General features: G+C 60.9%; 18 protein-coding genes. 14 read left to right on the top strand and 4 right to left on the bottom strand.

The annotated features are described in order from the left end of the window. Positions 1–55 precede the first annotated feature (55 nt). From AC1RTP_RS04320 to AC1RTP_RS04310, 3 genes are all read left to right on the top strand, one after another. Positions 56–1,327, top strand: coding sequence for an ABC transporter substrate-binding protein (locus AC1RTP_RS04320; RefSeq protein WP_498605050.1), 1,272 nt, complete (start codon positions 56–58; stop codon positions 1,325–1,327). Positions 1,328–1,467: 140 nt separating this feature from the next. Then, positions 1,468–1,809 (top strand): energy transducer TonB, encoded by a 342-nt coding sequence (locus tag AC1RTP_RS04315; protein ID WP_498605048.1) that lies wholly within the window; start codon positions 1,468–1,470, stop codon positions 1,807–1,809. 145 nt (positions 1,810–1,954) lie between these two features. Further along, positions 1,955–2,923, top strand: coding sequence for a LysR substrate-binding domain-containing protein (locus AC1RTP_RS04310; RefSeq protein WP_498605046.1), 969 nt, complete (start codon positions 1,955–1,957; stop codon positions 2,921–2,923). Here AC1RTP_RS04310 and AC1RTP_RS04305 read toward each other — a convergent pair. From AC1RTP_RS04305 to AC1RTP_RS04295, 3 genes are read right to left on the bottom strand one after another with little or no spacing between them, the layout of a single operon-like run. After that, complete coding sequence (locus AC1RTP_RS04305) at positions 2,920–4,380, bottom strand: glycoside hydrolase family protein (protein WP_498605044.1); 1,461 nt, start codon at positions 4,378–4,380, stop codon at positions 2,920–2,922. The genes AC1RTP_RS04310 and AC1RTP_RS04305 overlap by 4 nt on opposite strands. A gap of 14 nt (positions 4,381–4,394) precedes the next feature. Next, positions 4,395–6,050, bottom strand: coding sequence for a glycoside hydrolase family 43 protein (locus tag AC1RTP_RS04300; protein WP_498605042.1), 1,656 nt, complete (start codon positions 6,048–6,050; stop codon positions 4,395–4,397). A gap of 14 nt (positions 6,051–6,064) precedes the next feature. Continuing rightward, positions 6,065–6,880, bottom strand: coding sequence for an NAD-dependent epimerase/dehydratase family protein (locus tag AC1RTP_RS04295; RefSeq protein ID WP_498605041.1), 816 nt, complete (start codon positions 6,878–6,880; stop codon positions 6,065–6,067). Between the two features lie 141 nt (positions 6,881–7,021). Between AC1RTP_RS04295 and kduI the strand changes: the two genes are divergently transcribed. Genes kduI through AC1RTP_RS04240 form a run of 11 tightly spaced genes read left to right on the top strand, consistent with a single transcriptional unit; the run spans position 7,022 to position 19,583 of the window. Beyond that, a complete protein-coding gene (gene kduI / locus AC1RTP_RS04290; RefSeq protein ID WP_498605039.1) occupies positions 7,022–7,870 on the top strand; it encodes a 5-dehydro-4-deoxy-D-glucuronate isomerase in 849 nt (282 codons plus the stop codon). Positions 7,871–7,879: 9 nt separating this feature from the next. Beyond that, on the top strand, positions 7,880–8,635 hold the full coding sequence (gene kduD / locus AC1RTP_RS04285; RefSeq protein ID WP_498605037.1) for a 2-dehydro-3-deoxy-D-gluconate 5-dehydrogenase KduD: 756 nt from the start codon (positions 7,880–7,882) through the stop codon (positions 8,633–8,635). Beyond that, a complete protein-coding gene (locus tag AC1RTP_RS04280; RefSeq protein ID WP_498605036.1) occupies positions 8,632–9,663 on the top strand; it encodes a sugar kinase in 1,032 nt (343 codons plus the stop codon). Before kduD ends, AC1RTP_RS04280 begins: the two co-directional genes overlap by 4 nt. Further along, positions 9,650–10,681 carry a hypothetical protein gene (locus AC1RTP_RS04275; protein WP_498605034.1) on the top strand — a complete coding sequence of 344 codons (1,032 nt, stop codon included), beginning with the start codon at positions 9,650–9,652 and terminating at the stop codon, positions 10,679–10,681. The genes AC1RTP_RS04280 and AC1RTP_RS04275 overlap by 14 nt, the downstream gene beginning before the upstream one ends. Before the next feature lie 21 nt (positions 10,682–10,702). Further along, a complete protein-coding gene (locus AC1RTP_RS04270; RefSeq protein WP_498605033.1) occupies positions 10,703–11,914 on the top strand; it encodes an AGE family epimerase/isomerase in 1,212 nt (403 codons plus the stop codon). Continuing rightward, positions 11,911–12,813: a carbohydrate kinase family protein gene (locus AC1RTP_RS04265; RefSeq protein ID WP_498605031.1), complete on the top strand. Its 903-nt coding sequence runs from the start codon at positions 11,911–11,913 to the stop codon at positions 12,811–12,813. The genes AC1RTP_RS04270 and AC1RTP_RS04265 overlap by 4 nt, the downstream gene beginning before the upstream one ends. Positions 12,814–12,828: 15 nt before the next feature. Continuing rightward, positions 12,829–14,727: a glycoside hydrolase family 97 protein gene (locus tag AC1RTP_RS04260; protein ID WP_498605030.1), complete on the top strand. Its 1,899-nt coding sequence runs from the start codon at positions 12,829–12,831 to the stop codon at positions 14,725–14,727. Positions 14,728–14,737: 10 nt separating this feature from the next. After that, positions 14,738–16,015 carry an oligosaccharide MFS transporter gene (locus AC1RTP_RS04255; RefSeq protein ID WP_498605029.1) on the top strand — a complete coding sequence of 426 codons (1,278 nt, stop codon included), beginning with the start codon at positions 14,738–14,740 and terminating at the stop codon, positions 16,013–16,015. A 22-nt stretch (positions 16,016–16,037) separates the two neighbouring features. Beyond that, on the top strand, positions 16,038–17,228 hold the full coding sequence (locus AC1RTP_RS04250; protein ID WP_498605027.1) for a glycoside hydrolase family 88 protein: 1,191 nt from the start codon (positions 16,038–16,040) through the stop codon (positions 17,226–17,228). Between the two features lie 11 nt (positions 17,229–17,239). Next, positions 17,240–18,058 (top strand): NHL repeat-containing protein, encoded by an 819-nt coding sequence (locus tag AC1RTP_RS04245; protein ID WP_498605026.1) that lies wholly within the window; start codon positions 17,240–17,242, stop codon positions 18,056–18,058. Between the two features lie 34 nt (positions 18,059–18,092). Further along, positions 18,093–19,583 carry a glycosyl hydrolase family 28 protein gene (locus AC1RTP_RS04240; protein ID WP_498605024.1) on the top strand — a complete coding sequence of 497 codons (1,491 nt, stop codon included), beginning with the start codon at positions 18,093–18,095 and terminating at the stop codon, positions 19,581–19,583. Between the two features lie 4 nt (positions 19,584–19,587). Here AC1RTP_RS04240 and AC1RTP_RS04235 read toward each other — a convergent pair whose 3' ends face one another. Beyond that, positions 19,588–20,637 (bottom strand): LacI family DNA-binding transcriptional regulator, encoded by a 1,050-nt coding sequence (locus tag AC1RTP_RS04235; protein WP_498605022.1) that lies wholly within the window; start codon positions 20,635–20,637, stop codon positions 19,588–19,590. Between the last annotated feature and the right edge of the window lie 53 nt (positions 20,638–20,690).

Here is a 20,690-nt window from a genome sequence, read left to right as displayed (position 1 = left end):
GGCTCTGCAGTGGTTGCACGTTGACAGCCAGCGACGTTGCGACCACACTTAATCCATGCTGGCCGACCAGAAGCGATCCTCGTTCCCGATTCAAGGCCGCCGCCGAATGTTCATGGCGGCAGGGGTTCTTTGTCTGTACTCCTTATTCTCAGCCCCGGTCGCGGCCAACGATCAGCTGGTGGTCAATTACATCGTTTCCCACAGTGCGCAACGCACTGCATGGATTCGCGTCATCAATGAATTTTCGACCGCCAATCCGGACGTCCAGGTCATCCATCGCGGTTATCCCCAGGAGCCATATAAGCGCGACTTCACAGCCCGCCTGCAAAGCGGGCAAGTTGACCTGGCCTTCTGGTACGCCGGCGAACGGTTGCGCGATGCCGCCGCCAACAAGTTGCTGGCACCGCTCGATGCCGACACCTTGGCGTTGCTGAAGAAGACGAAGTTCTATCCCACCACCATTGAATCGACACGCATCGATGGCGAGATTTACGGTTTCCCCATGTATTACTACCCGTGGGGCTTCGTCTATCGCAAATCCCTGTTCAGCCGCCTCGAGATTCCCCTGCCCACCACGTGGAGCGAATTCCTCCAGGTGTGCGAACGCCTGTCGGCGGCGGGAGTCACGCCTTTGGGCCTGGGCGCCGCACACAACTGGCCAGCGGCGGGCTGGTTCGATTACTTCAACCTGCGCCTCAACGGCCTTGAGTTCCATCGCAAGCTACTGCGCGGGGATGTGCCGTTTACCGATCCCCGCGTGCGCCATGTCTTTGATACCTGGGGCGGCCTGTTGCGCAAAGGCTACTTCTTCAGGCCAACGATGGAGCAGGATCATGAGCGCGTCCTGCCCTACCTCTACAGGAACCAAGTGGGCATGATGCTGATGGGGAGCTTTGTCGCGGCGAAATTTCCGCAGCCGCTGGCGGAAGATATGGGATTCTTTGCATTTCCGAGGATGGTGCACGACATGCCGCAGTATGAAGATGCGCCCCTCGATGTCCTGGTCCTGCCGGCCCGCTCACCTAACCCGCAGGCACGCAAACGCTTCCTCGCCTTCCTCGCCGAGAGCGGCGCCATTCGCCATATTGCCGAAGCCGACCAGACCCTGCCCGCCCAGGCCGATACCGCATCATCCGCAATCCTGCTCGGCGTTGCCGCCCGCCAGGTGCTGGCCAATGCCGGCGGACTTTCAACTTTCTTCGACAGGGAAGCGCGGGCGGAGTTGATTGGCCCCACTTTCGAAGGCTTGCGTCAATTCCTGAGACCGCCGCATGACACCGAGCAGGTTGTCACTTCAATCGAGAAGCTGCGCAAAGAGCAGCAGTAAGCGAGCGCGCCGATCCAGACGTTATTCACCCTGTGAATGCCATGGATTCAAAGAATAAATTTTAAACATATGCTGCGGCGCAGTATATTCACTCCAACCCAGCGAGGTTTTCGAACTAGACCTGTCAATTGGAGTTCATCATGAATAATAAGCTGCACGCTATCGCATTCACCCTGTCGATCATTGCGTTGAACGCCAACGCGGCCGAAACCAGCGAGCCCCCTAAACCTGCCAACTGCAGCGTTCCTGACTACCCGATGGCCTGGGTCGACGACGGCCTGCAAGGTACTGTCCGCCTGGCCGTTCTGGTAGCCTCGGATGGTTCTGTAAAGGACGCCCGAGTGGTTGGTTCGAGTGGCTATTCCAAGCTGGACAAGGCTTCACTACGCGCTGGCGCGACCTGCAAGTTCGGTGCTACGCCAAAAAACAGCAAAGGTTCGACGGGCTGGACTACCGTGCAATACGAATGGGTTGCCGAGTGAATTGGGTAAGCGGCTGCCGGCTTCATTTCGCCAGCAGCCGTGCTTCCAGCCTCAATTGTTATCGATAACTTATTTTCATTGACTTACCCCGGCAAATGTTTCAGACTGGCTCAAATCGTAACGCCTGGTTCCACTAGACAGCTACATGTCTGACATTCGCTCCCAACGCTTTATCCGCTCATATCTCAAGACCCGTCATCTCGTGCTTCTGACGGAGCTGGGCAGACATGGCTCGATCCTGCATGCAGCCAAGTCAATCAATATGACGCAGCCGGCGGCATCGAGGATGCTGGTCGAACTTGAACACTCGCTCGGCGTGCCTTTGTTTGAACGCAAGCAACGCGGCGTTGAACCGACTTTATACGGAAACGTTTTGATCCGGCGCGCTGGCGCGGCCCTGTCCGAAATGGATACGGCTCACCAAGAGGTACTCGAACTGCAATCAGGCTTACGAGGCCGTGTCGCTTTGGGCGCCATTTTGACGCCATCGACAACCTTGATCCCGCGTGCCATCAAGCTTTTACAGGCCAGGAATGCGCATTTGAACGTGTCGGTGGATGTTGATTGCAGCAATACCCTGCTTGAACGCCTGCGCTCAGGTGAACTTGATATCGTGGTGGGGCGAGTGGGCGATGCTGCCGGCACGGCGAACGTTTGCTTCGAGCCTATTACCGACGAACCGCACAAGCTGATTGTGCGCAAAGGGCATCCGCTGCTCGACGCACCGGAATTATCCCTGCACGAACTGGCGAGCTGCACCTGGATTGTGCCGCCGGTCGGCAGCACTCTCCGAGACCGCATCACCGCCCTTTTCGTGTCGATGGGACTGGAACTGCCGGCAGAAATCGAGACGCCTATGGCGATCCCCGTTGTCACTTCGCTTCTCATGAACACCGACATGGTCGCGCCAATGCCGCTGGAGCTGGTCACGCCATATCTGGAGAATGGCTTGCTGGCATCGCTGCCACTGGACCTGGACCTGCGCATGGACGCCTATGGCATCATCACGCGCCGCAACCACCAGCTTTCACCCTCGGCTGAAATCATGTTGGAAACACTGCGCGAGGCAGCTATCCGAAAAGCAGATAGCCGCCGATGTTCAGGGTGCGGTTAACGGTAAGTCACGCCTTCCACATGCGGGCCGATATTCAGCAGATTCGGTTCCGGACCGCGCAGCTTGCGGCCGCCCACTGTGACGTTATCCAGCACGATGTTCTTCACCTTGCGCGACGCATCGTGACCGTAAATGACGGAGGCGCCAGGCGAGCCTTCGCCCGAGAAACTGACATTACGCAGTGTGATGTTCTCGATGCCCCGGCCAGGGCTGGTGTTGTACTTTGGCGTATAGGCGATGTGCAGGTTGAACAGCATACCTTCTTCGATACGCTCAACGCGGATGTTCTCGAACAAGACGTCGCGCACCAGGTTATCGTCGCCGGCCATGATGCCGATCGCACCCTCGTACTCTGGGTCATCCTCATCGTGTTCGAGGATATCGATATTGGTGAAGCGGATACGCTCCAGCACTTCAGCATCGGGATGCTGCGGCGTCGGCGTATTGCCGTGAATGCCAATCATCACCGCATGTGCAATATCGGCCCACAGCGTTGTATCGCGAACACTGATGTCCCGGGTGTTGCCCCAGATATCCCAGCGATGGTTGTAGAGCGTGATGCTGTCGTCGGAAGTGCGGATAAAACTGTCAGCGATGGTAACCCGTTCACAGGCAAAATGTCCCAGCCCGTCCGACCATTGGCCGCCGCCGATGGTGCGGATGCTGCGCTCCTCGATGTCCTGGGAATTAATGCAGCGCATGGTGCCTTCGGGCTGGTTAATGAAAATCGGACCGTCGATGACGATATTGTGCGACCGCCGGATCTGCGTTTGCGCCGCGCCGAAGAACAAACCGTCGCTGAAGACCTTGACGTTCTCCACGCCATCGAAAATCAAAGGCTGCTTCAGTACGGCGCCGCCATCAATATAGACGGTGGTATTCGACCGGATGCGGAATTCGCCGTCGTGCAGTCCCGGGCCGAAATAGACGGTGGGCTGGGTAAGGTCGGGCATCTTGCCCTTGCCGGAAGCAATCCCTGTCACCGGCTCGGCGGGACGCGGCATATCCTTGCGGATGGCGTGGGTGAACAGGTGCAGGTTGTGATGGCGGTCGCCGTCGAATTCAACACTCAGGTTATCCGGGCGCAGCAGCGTAAAGTACACGGAATTGCCTTTCACAGTGTGCTTGATGCCGCGCGCATCCGGGCGAATGGCGACCTTGGAGAAGTTCCCGTTATTCTTTTGCACCCAGACTTCCGCCGCGCCGTCGAAATTGAAATACACCATCGACGCGTCCTTGACCGGCTTATCCAGGTCCACCTTGACGTTGTACTCATACAGGTCCTGCCAAACGCCGCCCGGCGTGCGCACCTTGACCGTGTAGTCATCGTTATGTTGCGTGTAGCGCAGCGCATCCGGGAACTGAAACACTTGCAGGGCATTCGTCTCCGCGGCCTGCGCCGGCGGCAGCGTACAACCCAGAACCAGGCCCGCGAGGGCCCACCATCGTTTAAGCATCTCTGTCTCCTTTTTTATGGGGCAATTCTGAAATAGTCGAAATCAGCGTAGGCCGCGCGCTTCGGCGCCGCCGAGGCAGTACTGAACAAGCCCACCTGGGCCCCGACCCAACGCCCGGGTGCTGCCTTGAATGGCGCACCGGCCGGCGTAAAGCTCACGTTATCCAGGCTGTAAGAAAACTGGGCCAAAGCGCCCTCGCCCACACGTACACGCAGGTAGAGGCCTTGCGCGATACTTTTGGCCGCGCCATCGGGCAGCGCCAGCAGCTGGCTGCGTTCCACGCAAGCGGCTAAAGGCTGCCCACAGGTCGCGTAAACCAGGTGCGTCGCGCCATCCTGGCGCCGCAATCCGAGCCAGGCATAACGCATCCCCAGCAGCACCAGGCCGGCTTGCTGGCCATCGCCCAAGCCTGGCCCGCCAAGCGCCACCTTGGTGTCGGCGCTGAACGACGCTGCCGGGAATTTTTGGGTCAGGACCGCGGCTGCGTCACGCAGACTGCCGCTTGCAGGCGACTGCTGCGCAAACAGCCTCAAATTGCCTCGACGAGCGTCCAGCGAGTACCAATCCTGCTTGAAATTCGCATTCCATTGCCATTGCAAGCCAAGCCGCTTGCCTGAAAATTCATCCGTGGTGGCCGGCACCAGGACGCCCCTGTTCCGCCCGGCCGGTTTTGCGTGCTGCAGGACCGGCTCGCCCACTCCGTCGCCGTCCGGGTCGGCGCCGATCACGGGCCAACCGTCATGCCACGCCATTGGCTGCAAATGCACCACGCGGCCGTAAGCGCCTTTGTCCTGGAAGTGATAGAACCAGTCGCGTCCATCGACACCCTGCACCCAGGCGCCTTGATGCGGTCCATTGATCGCCGACATGCCCTGCGTCATCACGATGCGGTCCTCGTACGGTCCCTGGATCTGGCGCGAGCGGAATACCGCCTGCCAGCCCATTTCCACGCCGCCGGCTGGCGCGAAGACATAGTAGTAGCCGTCTTTTTTATACAGCTTGGGGCCTTCGATGGTGAAGTAGCCAGGAATCTGTTCGCCGTTGATGATATCGATGCCCTTCTCGTCCAGCAGGCGGCTGCCGTCCGGCGCCATGCTGCGCAGGGTCACAATATTGCTGATGCCGGAGCGGCTCTTGGCCCAGGCGTGCACCAGCCAGGCCTGGCCGTCATCATCCCACAGGGGAGCAGGATCGATGATGCCTTTACCAGGCAACAGCATATGCGGCACGCTCCATGGCCCGGCAAACTTAGCGGCCGTCATCACATAGACGCCACGGTCAGGATCGGGGAAGAAGATCCAGAATTTTCCATTGTGGTGGCGCAGCACTGGCGCCCACACGCCCTTGCCCGGCTGCGGCGCGGCAAAGGCTTCCGCAGGCGGCAAAACAGGCAACGCATGTCCGACCAACTCCCAATTGACCATGTCCGTCGATTCCAGCAATGGCAAGCCGGGAGCATTGCTAAAACTGGACGAGGTCATATAGAATTTTTCGCCCACACGTATCACGTCTGGATCGGCATAGTCGGCATGAAGGATGGGATTGCGGTAACGCCCATCGCCCATGTCAGCCTGCCATGGCTCCGCAGCATTTGCCAGCAAAGGCGACAACGCCAGCAAGGCCGCCGCGCACATCGGCCACAAGGCACGCTTTATCCGATTGCCAAGCATCTCTTATTCCTTTATCACTTGAACATTGGGCCATCCAGCAGGAACTTTCCGCCCTGGTAGATGGTGGTCACATCGTCTTTAGCCGGGAACTCGCATGTATCCGGGAACAGGTGCGCGAAGCTGGACGAAGAATCCTTAGCGCGGTAGCCCAGGTGGGCGGCATAGCGATTGTCCCACCACACCGAATCGTTGTCCGACATGCCGAATACGATGGTGTGGCCGACGCGCGGTGCGAACAGCGAGCAGCGCACCAGCTCAGTCAAATCGTCATAGGACAAATAGGTCGACATCATTCGCTTGTTGGCCGGCTCTGGGAAGCTGGAGCCGATGCGGATGCACACGGTCTCGATGTCGAAGCGGTCATAGTAGTAGCGCGACATCTGCTCGCCGAACACCTTGGAAATGCCGTACATGCTGTCCGGGCGGGTCGGCATGTTCGCATCCAGCATTTCAGTGGTCTTGTAGTAACCGATGGTGTGGTTCGAGCTGGCGAACATCAGGCGCTTCACGCCGTGCTTGCATGCCGCTTCGTACAGGTTGGCCACGCCGAGGATATTGGCATGCATGATTGCCTCGAACGGCGCCTCGGTGGAAATGCCGCCGAAATGCAGTACCGCATCCACTCCCTCCATAAGCTGCATCACCGCAGCTTTGTCAGCGAGGTCACATTGCACCAGCTCCTCGCCTGCCCGCGCCTCTCCCATATCGGCAATATCGCTCAGGCGGACAACTTCCGCCCATGGCGTGATGCGCTCTCGCAGTACCTTTCCCAGTCCGCCGGCGGCACCGGTCATCAGGATGCGCCGGAATGGCTTTCCAGTTTGTGTCATTTGTCTTCCCGCTTGGTTTGACTGCACATCGCACAAATTACCCGATCAAATTCCTTGGCATTCGCACTCGTTATGGGTATTATAGTTGTTATCGATAACAGGTAGCAAGCAATATAGCGGCTGCACCTTGGAGAAAAGGCAATGTACGAAAAGACTTATCACGCCACCCATCCTGAAATGATGGCTCAGGCCAGCAACGACCAACTGCGCGAGCGTTACCTGATTGGTGACTTGTTCGTGCCGGATACAATCAAGCTCAATTACTGCCACCACGAACGGTTCGTCATCGGCGGCGCCAGCCCGGTGCAACAGGCGGTCAGCCTGCCGCTGCATTCCGAGCCGGCATCTGCGGTGGGCCAGCCATATCTGATTCGCCGGGAAATGGGCGTTATCAATGTTGCCAGTGGCGCGGGCCGTGTCACGGTCGATGGTGCAGCCTTCGAGCTGGCGCCGCGCGATGGCCTGTACATCCCGATGGGCAGCAGGGAGGTCACGTTCGAATCGCTGGATGCCACCAATCCGGCGCGCTTCTACCTGGCGTCCACGCCGGCTCACATCCGCTATGAATGTCGCAAGATTTCAATTGCCGATGCAGTACCGCTGGAACGCGGCAGCCTGGAGACTTCCAATGCCCGCACGATCTACCAGTATGTGGTGCCGGGTGTTTGCCAGTCCGCTCAACTCCTGCTGGGCCTGACCATCCTGAAAACCGGCAGCGTGTGGAATACCATGCCGCCGCACCTGCACGAGCGCCGCTCCGAAGTGTACTTCTACTTTGGCCTGGAAAAAGACCAGCGCGTATTCCACTTCATGGGCGAGCCGGATTCAGCCCGCCACATTATCGTCGCCGACCAGGAAGCGGTGGTGTCGCCGCCATGGTCGATCCACATGGGCTCCGGCACGTCGAACTACGCCTTCATCTGGGCCATGGGCGGGGAAAACCTCGACTATACCGACATGAACGTCCTCGACATCTGCCAGCTGAAATAAGGACGCGCCATGACCGACTTATTCACGCTGCAAGGCCAGACCGCACTGGTCACCGGGGCCAACACCGGCCTGGGCCAGGGTATCGCGGTGGCGCTTGCGCAAGCCGGTGCCGACATTGTGGCGGTTGGCCGCAGCGCCGCCGACGAGACCAAGGCGCTGGTCGAAGGCGCAGGCCGCCGCTTTTTGTTCGTGGAAGCGGACCTCTCCTCCGCGGCGCCGGTGCAGCAAATCGTTCAGGCCGCGTTGAACTTCCAGGGGCGCCTGGACATCCTGGTCAACAACGCCGGCATCATCCGCCGTGCCGATGCACTCGACGTGACGGAGGAAGACTGGGACGCGGTCATCGACACCAACCTGAAATCGCTGTTTTTCCTCAGCCAGGCCGCCGCTGCCCACATGGCCAGGCAAGGCCGCGGGAAGATTATCAACATCGCTTCGCTGCTGTCCTTCCAGGGCGGCATCCGGGTGCCGGCATACGCTGCCAGCAAGAGCGCCGTGGCAGGCTTGACGCACGCCCTGGCCAACGAGTGGGCTGCCAAAGGCATCAACGTCAATGCCATCGCCCCAGGCTACTTCGTCACCAACAACACCCAGGCGTTGCGTGAAGACGCCCAGCGCTCGGAATCGATCCTGGCGCGCATTCCTGCCGGGCGTTGGGGCAACCCGGCCGACCTCGATGGTGCAGCAGTCTTCCTGGCCAGCCGCGCCAGCGACTATGTCCACGGCATCGTGCTGCCGGTTGACGGCGGATGGCTGGCGCGATGAATCAAGCAATCAGCCGCCGCGCCCGCATCGCCTGTTTGGGCGAAGTGCTGGCCCGCCTGTCGGCCCCGCAAGGCGAAATGCTGCTGCAATCGCCACGCCTTGAGGTCTGCATCGGAGGTGCGGAAGCCAACGTAGCCGTATCGCTGGCCCAGTTCGGCCACGATGCCGCCATGATCAGCACCCTGCCCGCCAACGCGCTGGCGCAGGCCGCACGCGACCGGCTGCGCGGCCTGGGCGTGGACACACGGGGCATTGCCCTGCGCCCCGGCGCCGGCCGCATGGGCCTGTACTTCCTGACACCCGGCGCCGTCACGCGTCCATCCGAAATCATTTACGACCGCGCCCATTCGGTATTTGCCGCCAGCGGACCGGAAGCCTACGACTGGGATACCCTGCTGCAAAGCGCCAGCTGGCTGCATCTCTCCGGCGTGACGCCGGCCGTGGGTCCGCGCGCAGCCCAGGCAGCGCTGGCGGCTGCACGCCATGCCAGGGCCAATGGCATACGCGTTTCCTTCGACGGCAATTACCGCGCCTCCATGTGGGCCGAACAAGGCCAGGACGGCGCCGACATCCTGTTTGAGCTACTAGCTAGCGCTAACATCGCCTTCGCCGACCAGCGCGATATCGCCCTGGTCCTGCGCCGCCCCGGGCTGGCACAAGCCGACCGCCGCGCCGAGGCAGCTGCCGCCGCCTTTGCCGCATTTCCCGCGCTGGAAGCATTAACCGCCACGGTGCGCGTCCAGCACAGTGTCAGCAGGCACCAGCTGTCGGCAACGCTGCATACCCGAAACGCTGAAATCGCGGCGCCATCGGTCGAGGTGGAAGGCATCGTCGACCGCATCGGCACCGGCGATGCGTATGCCGCCGGTGTCCTGCACGGTTTTCTGCAAGGCTGGGAACATGGCGAAGTATTGGAATTTGCCCTGGCCGCCGCAGCCCTCAAGCACAGCATTGCCGGCGACTTCAACCTGGCCAGTGCCGAACAAGTCCAGGCAGCACGCAGAGGAGCCTTCGATGTCCGCCGCTGAGCACAGGCCACGGCAGCCATGGCGCCTGCAATGGGCCTTCGGCAGCGCCGAAGTGCAATCGCTGGGCGGCATGCTGGCCCCGGTCACCTTGTTGCTGGAGGGCGGCCGCGAGCTCGACGTCATGCACGTCGCCCCGTGGCACGGCATGACGGCTGCCGACCACCTGCCCGGCATCCTGCGCCGGCTGCGCGGCGAATGGCCGTGCGTCCCATTCGGCCGAACCGACCAGCCACGCAACTTGCCACCCGGCTGGTCCGCGCGGCAAGCGGAGGATGAATGGGGACACGGCTTCGCCTCCAACCACCATTGGTCTTGCGTGAGCGCGTCGCCGCACCAGGTACACCTGGCGATCGACTACCCTGCGGCCTCGCCCATTGCCCGCGTCGAACGCATCATCGCGGCCGACACCCAGGCGCCCGCGCTGGACATCACGCTGATCGTGCATGCGCGCCGCGCCGTGCGCGTTCCCGTTGGCCTGCACCCGACATTCCGCCTGCCGCCCATACCGGGCCGCGTGCAGGTACGCCTGGGTGCACACGATGGCATCCACAGCTACCCCACCGCCGATCAGGACGGCATCTCGCGCCTGCTGCCCGACACCTGCTCGGCTTCGCTACAGCAAATGCCGGCCATGAATGGCTCGCTCGACCTGGCTCGCCTGCCGCTGTCCGCCCCAAGTGAAGAGCTGCTGCAAGTGCGCGCCCCGCAGGGCCAGGCCGATGCGCCGCCGTTCGCACTGCATTACCTCGATTACGGCGCCAGCGTCGGCCTCTGGTGGGACCAGGAACAACTGCCCGACCTGATGCTGTGGATCAGCAACGGCGGCCGCATCAAGTTCCCCTGGTCGAGCCGCCACCTGGCGATCGGCGCAGAACCCGTCAATAGCCTGTTCGACCTGGGCCGCGTGGCCCAGGCGCCGCTGGACCATCCGCTGGCGGACCGCCTCGGCGTCCTGCTGGATCCGAACCAACCCTGGCAAACCCGCTACCGCATCGCGGCCTGGAACGAGGCCGCGTAAATAACAATGAGGACTACTGCCATGCTTCCAGATTTCCGCTCCCGCGACACCCTGTTGTCGCACATCCAGCACACCATGCGGTTCTATTACCCGCGCTGCATCGACCCTAGCGGCGGCTTCTATCATTTCTTCATGGACGACGGCAGCATTTACGACCGTAGCACGCGCCACCTCGTGAGCAGCACGCGCTTTGTCTTCAACTTTGCCATGGCCTACCGCCAATTCGGCAAGGCGGAATACCGCGATGCGCTGCTGCATGGTCTGGAGTTCCTGCGCGATGCCCACCGCAACCGGGACACCGGCGGCTATGCCTGGCAGCTGCGCTGGGAAAACGGCAAGGCGCAGGTACTGGACGGCGACAACCACTGCTACGGCCTGGCCTTTGTGCTGCTGGCTTATGCGCACGCGCTGGCAGCCGGCATCAGCGAAGCGCGCGGCTGGCTGGACGAAACCTTTGCCCTCATGGAGCGCCGCTTTTGGCAGCCTGAGTTTGGCCTGTACGCCGACCAGTCCAACGCCGACTGGTCGAAGCGCGATCCTTATCGCGGCCAAAACGCCAATATGCATGCCTGCGAAGCGCTGTTGGCGGCTTTCGAGGCCTCCGGCGAACAGCGTTACCTGCACCGCGCCGAACTCGTCGCGCGCAATATCACGGTGCGCCAGGCCGCCCTGGCCGGCGGCAAGATCTGGGAGCACTACCACGCCGACTGGTCGGTGGACTGGGACTACAACCGCGACGACAAGACCAATATCTTCCGCCCGTGGGGCTACCAGCCGGGCCATTTCACCGAGTGGGCCAAGCTCCTGCTGATCATGGAACGCCATGCCGAGAGCCTGCAAGGCCCGTCCGACTGGCTGGCCCCGCGCGCGGTCGAACTGTTCGACATGGCGCTCGACAAGGCGTGGGACCAGAAGCATGGCGGCATCTTCTACGGCTTCGGGCCGGAGGATGAAATCTGCGACGGCGACAAATATTTCTGGGTACAGGCGGAAAGCCTGGCAACCGCGGCCGTTCTCGCCGCGCGCACCGGCAACGCACGCTATTGGGATTGGTATGACCGCATCTGGGGCTACAGCTGGCAGCATATGATCGATCACCAGCATGGCGCCTGGTACCGTATCCTGTCGCCGGAAAACCGCAAGCTGAGCGCGGAAAAAAGCCCGGCCGGCAAAGTTGATTACCATACGATGGGAGCATGCTACGAAGTGCTCAACGTACTGGGGAACGCATGAACGCACTGCCTGAATTTGTCGCCGCCGGCGAGGCCCTGACCGACATGCTTCGCGTGGGACCGGACAATTGGCGCAGCCTGGTCGGAGGATCGACCTGGAACGTAGCGCGCGTGGTTGCGCGGCTGGGCATCACCAGTGCCTTTGCCGGCGCTATCAGCCGCGACGTATTCGGCCAAGCGCTGGCGGCGGCCAATGCCGAAGCAGGCCTCGACATGCGCTTCCTGCAGCAGCTGGACAAGTCGCCGCTGCTGGCCATCGTGCACGAATTGTCGCCGCCCCAGTATTTCTTTGTCGGCGACGACAGCGCCGACCTGCATTTTGATGCAGCCCTTTTGCCGTCGGGATGGCAAGCGCAGGCGAAGTGGGTCCACTTTGGCGGCATCAGCCTCGCAAGGCAGCCTTTGTCGAACAAGCTGATCGATCTTGCAGCGCAGCTTAAAGCACAGGGAGTCCGGATTTCATACGACCCGAACTTCCGCGCCCTTATGGGCGAGCGCTATGACGCAGTCTTGCGCCGCATGGCGGCCCTGGCGGACGTCGTCAAAGTCTCCGACGAAGATTTGTGCGGCCTGTTCCGATGTGGCGAACCCGGACCCGCATTCGACGCCCTGCGCGCCCTGAATCCTCAAGCCACTTACCTGTACACGCGCGGTGCGGAAGGCGCCAGCCTGCATAGCCCCGATGGCGAGTGGCACGCGCCGGCTCCGCGCATCGCGGTCGCCGACACTGTGGGGGCCGGCGATGCCAGCATCGGTGGCCTGCTCTATAGTTTCATGCGCAATCCGGACGCAACGCCAATGGAACACCTGCAGTTTTCTGTCGCCACCGGAGCCGCCGCCTGCCTTTCGCCCGGCGCGTCACCGCCTGCGCTCGAACAAGTTCTGCACCTATACAAATAATTTGGAGACTTTGCAATGAAATCCATATTGACGCTGATCGCGGGCTGCCTCTTGCACATGTGTGCACTGGCCCAGGTCAACGAACAACCCGGCCTGGCCAGCGTAGCTTCGCCCGACAACAACGTCCGCTTCGTGTTCTATCAAAAGACAAACACGGCGGGCAAGCGGGAGCTGTATTACCGCGTCACTTACAAGAACAAGGCTGTCATCCTGGACTCCCTGCTGGACCTGCGGCTGGACAACCATCTGTCGGAAAGCGCCATGGCGCTGAAAGTCGACCGCCAGGAAAAATGGTTCGACAACCTGAAGATCGGCGCCATCGCCCAAGCCAGCCATGACGACACCTGGCGTCCGGTCGTGGGCGAGCGGGCCACTGTGCGCGACCACTACAACCAGATGACGGTCAATATGGTCAAGGACGACAACCCGATCTACCCACTGGCGCTGGAAGTGCGTGCCTACAACGAAGGTGTCGCATTCCGCTATTTCTTCCCGGAGAACGAAAAGGGAAGCTACTACCGCATCACGGCGGAAAACACCGAATTCACCTTCCCTGTTGAAACCAAAGCCTGGTTCCATGGCTGGGCCCAGGCACCGTACCAACAGCTTCCGCTGGCTAACTGGCCTGACGAATCCGAGCGCCCGCTGACGCTGGAGCTGCTGGGTCGCATCCACGTCGCGCTGCTGGAAGGCGGCATGACGGACTACTCGCGCACCAAGTTCAAGCTGCACAAGGACAAGCCAAATACCCTGGTCACCTCCATGCATGACCCGGCCGATTTGATATCGCCTTTCGCAACCCCATGGCGCGGCATCATGGTTGCAGAATCGGCCGCCGCGCTGGCCGACAACAGCTATTTCATCCTGAACCTGAATGCGCCCAACGCCATTGCCGACGCCTCCTTCGTCAAGCCCGGCAAGATCATGCGCGTGATGGTACAGACGACGGCCAGCGCCAAGGCGAATATCGACTTCGCCGCGCGCCACAAGCTGCAGTACATCCTCTTCGACTGGAAGTGGTACGGGCCGGCCTTCTCCTTCTCCTCGGATGCCACCAAGGTAGCCATTCCTGACTTCGACCTGCCCGGCATTATCAAATATGCCGCAGACAAAGGCGTCGGCGTCTGGCTGTACGTCAACCAGCAAGCACTGCTCGCCCAAGGCGATACCCTCTTCAGAACTTACAAGCAATGGGGCGTCAAAGGCGTCAAGTTCGGCTTCGTACAGGTAGGCTCGCACCGCTGGACCACCTGGCTGAACCAGGCGGTGCGCCAGGCTGCGGACGCCGGCTTGATGGTCAATATCCATGACGACTGGCGCCCTACCGGCGAGCAGCGCACCTGGCCCAACCTGATCACTTCCGAAGGCATCCGCGGCAACGAGGAAATGCCTGATGCGACCCACAATACCGTGCTGCCGTTCACGCGCTTCCTGGCCGGCGCCGCCGACTATACGGTCTGCTACTACAACCCGCGCATCAAGACCACGCACGCGCACCAGCTGGCCCTGGCTGCGATCTATTTCAGCCCGCTGCAAACACTTTACTGGTATGACACGCCGGACATGTCTGCAAATGAGCCCGAGCTGGAATTCTGGGACCGCATTCCTACCAGCTGGGACGACAGCAAATTGCTGCAAGGCGCCCCTGGTCAATTCGTCACGACGGCCCGCCGCAAAGGAAGCGACTGGTTTGTCGGCACCATCACCAACAACGACGCGCGCAAGGCCAGCATCAAGCTGGACTTCCTCGAACCCGGCAAGCGCTATACCGCCACCATCTACGAAGACGATGGCGCTGCGCCGACCAAGACCAAAGTCGGCATCCGCAAACTGGAAGTGCAGGCGGGAGCCACGATTGAAGCGAACCTGCTGCCGTCCGGCGGCCAGGCAATCTGGCTGACGCCGGCAAAGTAAGGGGCACACCATGACCAGCAAGCAATCGAACTACCGCTTCCTCAGTACGCTCATCTTTGTGTACTTCTTCTCGCAGGCCATGAGCATTTCGTTGCTCACCCTGTGGCTGCGCAACTCGCTCAAATTGAGCGGCGCCGAAACCGGCATCGTGCTGGGCGCGAACTTCGTCGCGGCCATGTGCTCCCAGCCGGTCTATGGCTTTGTCTCCGATAAGATCGGCCTCCGCAAGCATATCCTGTGGACTGTCAGCGCGCTGGTGGCGCTGTGCGGGCTGTTCTTCTTGTATGTCTACGGTCCCCTGCTCAAAACCAATATCTGGCTGGGCGCCGTGGTCGGCGGCATTTACCTGGGCGTGACCTTCATTGCCGGCAGCTACGCCCTGGAATCCTTTGTTGACCGCGTAGGCCGCCGCCATGGCTTTGAATATAGCCGCGTGCGCATGTGGGGCTCGTTGGGCTTTGCATGCGCAGCCGCCTTCTCCGGCCGCCTGTTCAATATCGACCCATCGATCAACTTCTTCTGCGCCAGCGGCGCCGGCCTGGTCATGCTGGCCATGTTGCTGCTGTGGCGCACCAAACCGGAAGAAGGCGGTCTTGTGAACGCCGGCGCGGCACCAGGCGCTGTCAAACTGGCCGACGCCCTGGGCCTGATGCGCAATCCGAAATTCTGGCGCTTCATGGTCTTCATCCTGGGCGTGACGAATATCTACCTGGTGTTCGACCAGCAGTTCCAGGCCTACTTCGTGTCGCTGTTCCCGGACCGTAAGCTCGGCACTGAGATGTTCACCTACCTGAATTCCGTCCAGATCTTTATCGAAGCGGGCGGCCTGTTCCTGTCGCCGCTCCTGGTCAAGCGCATCGGCGCCAAGAACGGGCTGCTGCTGGCCGGTTCCGTCATGCTGGTACGCATTGCCGGGTCCGGCCTGGCGGTCGGTCCACTCTCCATTTCCGCCCTGAAGCTGTTGCACTCGGTGGAACTGCCGATCCTGGCGGTGTCGATTTTCCGTTACATCGCCCACCATTTCGACAACCGCCTTGCATCGACCATTTACATGGTAGGCGTGAGCTTCGGGCATTCACTGGGCCTGGCAATGCTGTCGCCATTGGCCGGCCTAAGCTATGACCTGATCGGATTCCCTTCCACCTACCTGTCGCTCGCATTCTTCGGCTTGGTGTTCATGCTGCTATCCGCCTGGCTGCTCGAGGCAACTCCAGCGGAAATACCCCGCAACGGCAATACCGGTCCGGACACGAACCACACTGCGGCACGCAAAGCGCCAGCCCATTGAACAACTTTGAAGGAGTAATTGAATGACCGATTCTTTGACCACGGCCACACTGGAACCGCTGGCTCCCCGCTCCTGGCCGGCTGCCCCCGACAAGGAAGAACTGGACGACGCCATCGAGCGCGTCCTGCTCGCCATCGACCGCAACCTGAAACACTTCGGCCCGGACTTCCCTGCGCCGTCGAGCGTCAACTCGGTTTACCCTACCATCGGCAACGTCGAATGGACCAATGGCTTCTGGACCGGCATGCTTTGGCTGGCTTATGAGGTGACTGGCGCCGACTATTACCGGGAAGCGGCCGAAGTGCACGTCGCCAGCTTCCATCAGCGCGAGCAGGAACGCATCAACACCAATCACCATGACCTGGGCTTCCTGTACAGCCTGTCGTGCGTCGCCGCAAACAAGTTGACCGGCAATGTCCAGGGCCACGTCGCCGCACGGTACGCGGCAAGCCTGCTGCAGGAACGGTACCTGGAGCGTGCCGGCATCATCCAGGCCTGGGGCGATCTGAACGACCCTGAGCAGAGCGGCCGCATGATCATCGACTGCAACCTGAACCTGCCCCTGCTCTACTGGGCCAGCGAGCAAAGCGAGGACCCGAGTTTCAAGGCTGCCGCCGACAGGCATATTGAAGCGGCGGCACGCTATATCGTGCGCCCGGACGGCTCGACATTCCACACCTATTTCTTCGACCCCGCCACCGGTGCGCCGCGCCGCGGCAAGACACACCAGGGCTTTTCCGACGACTCATGCTGGGCGCGCGGCCAGGCCTGGGGCATCTCCGGCTTCCCGCTGGTATACCGCTACAAGAAGGACGCGCGCCTGCTGGAAGTGGCAAAAGTCGTCGCGAACTACTACCTCAACCGCCTGCCGGAAGATGGCATCGCCTACTGGGACCTGATCTTCACCAGCGGGACGGAAGAACGCGACAGCTCGGCGGCCGCCATCGCCGCCTGCGGCCTGCTGGAACTGGCCCGCAACCTGCCGCAAGACGATCCCCTGCGCGAGGCCTACCAGCAAGCCGCCGGCGGCATGGTACAGGTGCTGACCAGGGATTACTTCATTGCGAACGGCGCCCCCGGCAGCGGCCTGCTGAAGCACGGCGTATACCACAAGCCGAACCGCATCGGGGTCGATGAGTGCTGCATCTGGGGCGACTACTTTTATTTTGAGGCGCTGGTGCGCCTGTCGCGCGACTGGCAGCCATACTGGTAAGGAAAGACGGAATGATGGAACTGAAACACCGATTGCTGGCGGTCGACGAAGGCCGCCAGCGCATGCACCTGATCGATACGCAGGATCCGGCGGTGGGATGGAGCCGGGACATGGCGGATTTCCCCCTGCCCCGCGCCATGCAGCTGGTCGGGCCGCAGTGCGCACTGGTAGGCTTCGACCGCGGCTTCCTGGAGCTGGATGTCAGCACCGGCGATGTATTGCGCGTGTGCGACCGCTGGAGCGGCGTCACCGCCGTCACCCGCCTGGCTAACGGCAACACCCTGGTAGCGGGCATGGATCTCGATGGCGGCAGCAACGGCATCAATGTGTTGACGCTCGACCGGAACCTGAACCTCGCCGGCGAAGCGCGCCGCGAAGGCGATTATGTGCGCGGCATGACCTGCACCGACAGCGGTTACCTGCTGTGCACCAACGACCATATCCTCGAAACCGACTTCGCATTGCAAGCAGTACGCAAACTGGCGGCACCCGGCTTTGAACATGCCTGGAAAGCCCACCGTTTCGCCGACGGCACCACACTAGTCTCGGCCGGCTATGGCGGTTTCATGGCGCGCTTCGACGCCGACGGCAAGCTAAGCGGCACCTTTGGCGCCCAAGGCCAGGTACTCGAAGAAGTTGCGCCATTCTTCTACGCCACCTTCGTCGTACTGGACAATGGCAACATCCTGGTGGCGAACTGGCAGGGGCATGGTACGGACAACGGCCACAAGGGCCGCCAGCTGCTGGAGTTCTCCGCCGACGGCAAGCTGCTTGGCAGTTGGTCCGACGCGGAAAAAATCTCATCGCTGCAAGGTATCTTGCCTCTGTAATTCCCGCGCCCGACCGGCGGGCAGAAAGTATCCAATGCTACGACCCCTTATATTCATTGGCTTAACGCTTTTCAGTCTGGGACGTTCGCCTCTGTCCGCCGCCGCAGAAACGCAAAATGCCCTGCAGGTCTATGAAGTTCCGCGGCAGTTGCTTTATGCCGCACATAACGATGACTACACGGTTCGCGTGCGGAGCCCGGGCGGAAAATGGCAGAACCTGTACGAATACAATATTCGTGTGGATGCCGATGCGCGCCAAAATGCGTCGCTGGTCTATTTTGATTTCGCCGGAACAGTCGAACTGGAAGTCGAAAAGAACAACGGAAGGTTCAGCACCGCCGAGGTGTTGCCGCAACGCTCTGGAATGCAATTGATTCGCGACGGTTCGATCATTCGCCTGACTTTGGACAAGCCGGAACGCTTCTCGATTCAATTCGACGACGACCGATTGCATAACCTCCATATTCTCGCTGGCGCGTCTCACAATGACACACCCGCAGCCGGGGCAATCTACTACGGCCCGGGTTTCCATGCACCTGCAGATGGGAGTGACCGGTTCCCGGTCAAATCCGGTGATCGCATCTACCTCGCGCCAGGTGCAGTTTTACGGGGCAGCTTTGCCTTGGACCATGTTCATGACGTGAAAATCCTTGGGCGCGGGCTGCTCTACAACCCAGGCCGCCCCATCGATCTGGATGGCGCAAGCAACGTCGAGGTTCGCGACCTGATCATCGTCAACGATGAGCGCGCCGATGCCGCACGCATCATGAACATTCGCAATTCGGAAAACGTGTCGGTGAAGGATGTCAGCGGATTTACAGCTGGTAAATGGTCCGATGGATTCAATATTTCGACTTCGCGCGATATCACCATTGACGGCGGCTACCTGCGCACCTCCGACGATGCAATTGCGGTCTATGCAGTCACCGACTGTCCGATCTGCAAAGACCGCCCTATCCGCCCTGTGGGCCCGCCCGGTGCGGCGCAACCGGCGGATACATTCGACATCAAGGCCCGTAACCTGACGATCTGGAACGATGTAGCGCACTCAATGTTTGTCGGGCATTTTGGCGACGCAGACGCACCGCGCACAATCAGCGATGTCACCTTCGAGAACATCGACGTCGTCAATTTCGATGAGGACGATACGCAGTGGGACGGCGTCATGGCGATCTATTCGGGGAACGCGACGCTGATGAAAAATATCACCTTCAGCGACATCAGGGTCCACCGGATTGAAGAAGGCAGGCTGTTCAACATCGTCGCAGGCCAGACCAAGCGGACCATTGCGAGCGCTACGGCAAACACCAAGCCAGGACGCGGCATTCAGGGAGTCGTGCTGCGCAACATCAGCTTTGATGGAGAAGGGATGCCTGGCGAATCGATCATCAGCGGCCTGGCGCCAGGTACCGAAATCAAGGACATCAAAATCGAAAACCTGCGCCTGCGCGGAAAACAGGTTATCACGAAAGAAGCGGCGGAGATCGACGTCGGCCCCTATGTGACGGGTTTCTCGATTCGTTAGGCCCTCAAGTCATCTTGCCGGACGACTCGCGCGTCACCAGGGTATAGGGCAGCAGCTTATGCTGGATGCCCCCGATTTCGCCGTTGCGGCGATTGCGGATCAATTCCACCATCAAATCGACCGCCGCGCGGGCCATGTCGCCAATCGGCTGGTGGATGGTGGTCAGTTCCGGCCAGACTGTCGTAGCGACCGGCGTATCGTCGAAGCCACAGATGGTGATGTCGCGCGGTACATCCAGATGCAGGCCGTGCGCCACCGCCACTGCGGCAGCGGCCATATCGTCATTCGCAGCAAATATCGCTGTCGGCTTCGATTTCTTGCCTAGCAACTGGCGGGCGGCATCCAGGCCGGAGCGATACGTGAACAGCCCCGCCGCAACGCGGTCGGGCTTGACCGGCAGACCGGCCTCTTCCATGACATCGACGTATGCCCTGTAGCGCAATTGCGCCGGCGTGTGTTTAGGGTCCCCCTGTATAAAGGCGATATCTTTATGGCCAAGGGTCAGCAGGTAGCGCATCATATCGCGCGCACCTTCATAGTCGTCGATGCGCACAGCGGACATGGTGGACGACGGACGACCGGTCGCTATCGCCACCGCAGGAATGCCGATCTGGTCCAGCTGCTTCAACGCGCTTTTCGAGTCACAGAGCGGCGGCGGCACCAGGATGCCATCTGCGCCGTTGGCAATGAGCCTGGCAATGGCAGCGCGCTGGCCTTTTGCATCATCGCAGTGCTCAAGAATCAGTTGTCCACCGGTCTGGCTGCAGCGGTCCATGGCCCCCACCAGGAAAGCACTTAGGTATGCCGAGCTCGGATTGCTGTACAGCAGGCCAATGCCCATGGTGCCCACGCGCGCCGCGCGGGCGGCAGCGTTGACCTGATAGTTCAGCTTGGAGGCCGCCGCCATGACTTTGGCCCGCGTCGTTTCGGACACGTGCGCGTTACCGTTCATCACGCGGGATACGGTCATTCCTGACACTCCCGCCAACTCAGCCACATCGTAGATCGTGGCGCCATTCTGGTTGCGGTCGGTTTTCTTAGTCAGTTCTACCATGCTCATTTGTTATCGGTTAATTAATTCACGGCTTATGCGATTCCTCCGGCAAC

This window comes from Pseudoduganella sp. GW821-FHT11H04 (assembly GCF_058807935.1).
Note: the sequence above shows the minus strand (reverse complement) of the source record. Positions and strands in the feature narration are given on the sequence as shown.

Coding starts and splice junctions, on each gene's coding strand:
- AC1RTP_RS04240 (WP_498605024.1), top strand. CDS start 18,093: ATGCTACGACCCCTTATATTCATTGGCTTAACGCTTTTCAGTCTGGGA.
- AC1RTP_RS04270 (WP_498605033.1), top strand. CDS start 10,703: ATGCTTCCAGATTTCCGCTCCCGCGACACCCTGTTGTCGCACATCCAG.
- AC1RTP_RS04300 (WP_498605042.1), bottom strand. CDS start 6,050: ATGCTTGGCAATCGGATAAAGCGTGCCTTGTGGCCGATGTGCGCGGCG.
- AC1RTP_RS04305 (WP_498605044.1), bottom strand. CDS start 4,380: ATGCTTAAACGATGGTGGGCCCTCGCGGGCCTGGTTCTGGGTTGTACG.
- AC1RTP_RS04250 (WP_498605027.1), top strand. CDS start 16,038: ATGACCGATTCTTTGACCACGGCCACACTGGAACCGCTGGCTCCCCGC.
- AC1RTP_RS04275 (WP_498605034.1), top strand. CDS start 9,650: ATGTCCGCCGCTGAGCACAGGCCACGGCAGCCATGGCGCCTGCAATGG.
- kduD (WP_498605037.1), top strand. CDS start 7,880: ATGACCGACTTATTCACGCTGCAAGGCCAGACCGCACTGGTCACCGGG.
- AC1RTP_RS04265 (WP_498605031.1), top strand. CDS start 11,911: ATGAACGCACTGCCTGAATTTGTCGCCGCCGGCGAGGCCCTGACCGAC.
- AC1RTP_RS04235 (WP_498605022.1), bottom strand. CDS start 20,637: ATGGTAGAACTGACTAAGAAAACCGACCGCAACCAGAATGGCGCCACG.
- AC1RTP_RS04320 (WP_498605050.1), top strand. CDS start 56: ATGCTGGCCGACCAGAAGCGATCCTCGTTCCCGATTCAAGGCCGCCGC.
- AC1RTP_RS04260 (WP_498605030.1), top strand. CDS start 12,829: ATGAAATCCATATTGACGCTGATCGCGGGCTGCCTCTTGCACATGTGT.
- AC1RTP_RS04315 (WP_498605048.1), top strand. CDS start 1,468: ATGAATAATAAGCTGCACGCTATCGCATTCACCCTGTCGATCATTGCG.
- kduI (WP_498605039.1), top strand. CDS start 7,022: ATGTACGAAAAGACTTATCACGCCACCCATCCTGAAATGATGGCTCAG.
- AC1RTP_RS04255 (WP_498605029.1), top strand. CDS start 14,738: ATGACCAGCAAGCAATCGAACTACCGCTTCCTCAGTACGCTCATCTTT.
- AC1RTP_RS04310 (WP_498605046.1), top strand. CDS start 1,955: ATGTCTGACATTCGCTCCCAACGCTTTATCCGCTCATATCTCAAGACC.
- AC1RTP_RS04280 (WP_498605036.1), top strand. CDS start 8,632: ATGAATCAAGCAATCAGCCGCCGCGCCCGCATCGCCTGTTTGGGCGAA.
- AC1RTP_RS04295 (WP_498605041.1), bottom strand. CDS start 6,880: ATGACACAAACTGGAAAGCCATTCCGGCGCATCCTGATGACCGGTGCC.
- AC1RTP_RS04245 (WP_498605026.1), top strand. CDS start 17,240: ATGATGGAACTGAAACACCGATTGCTGGCGGTCGACGAAGGCCGCCAG.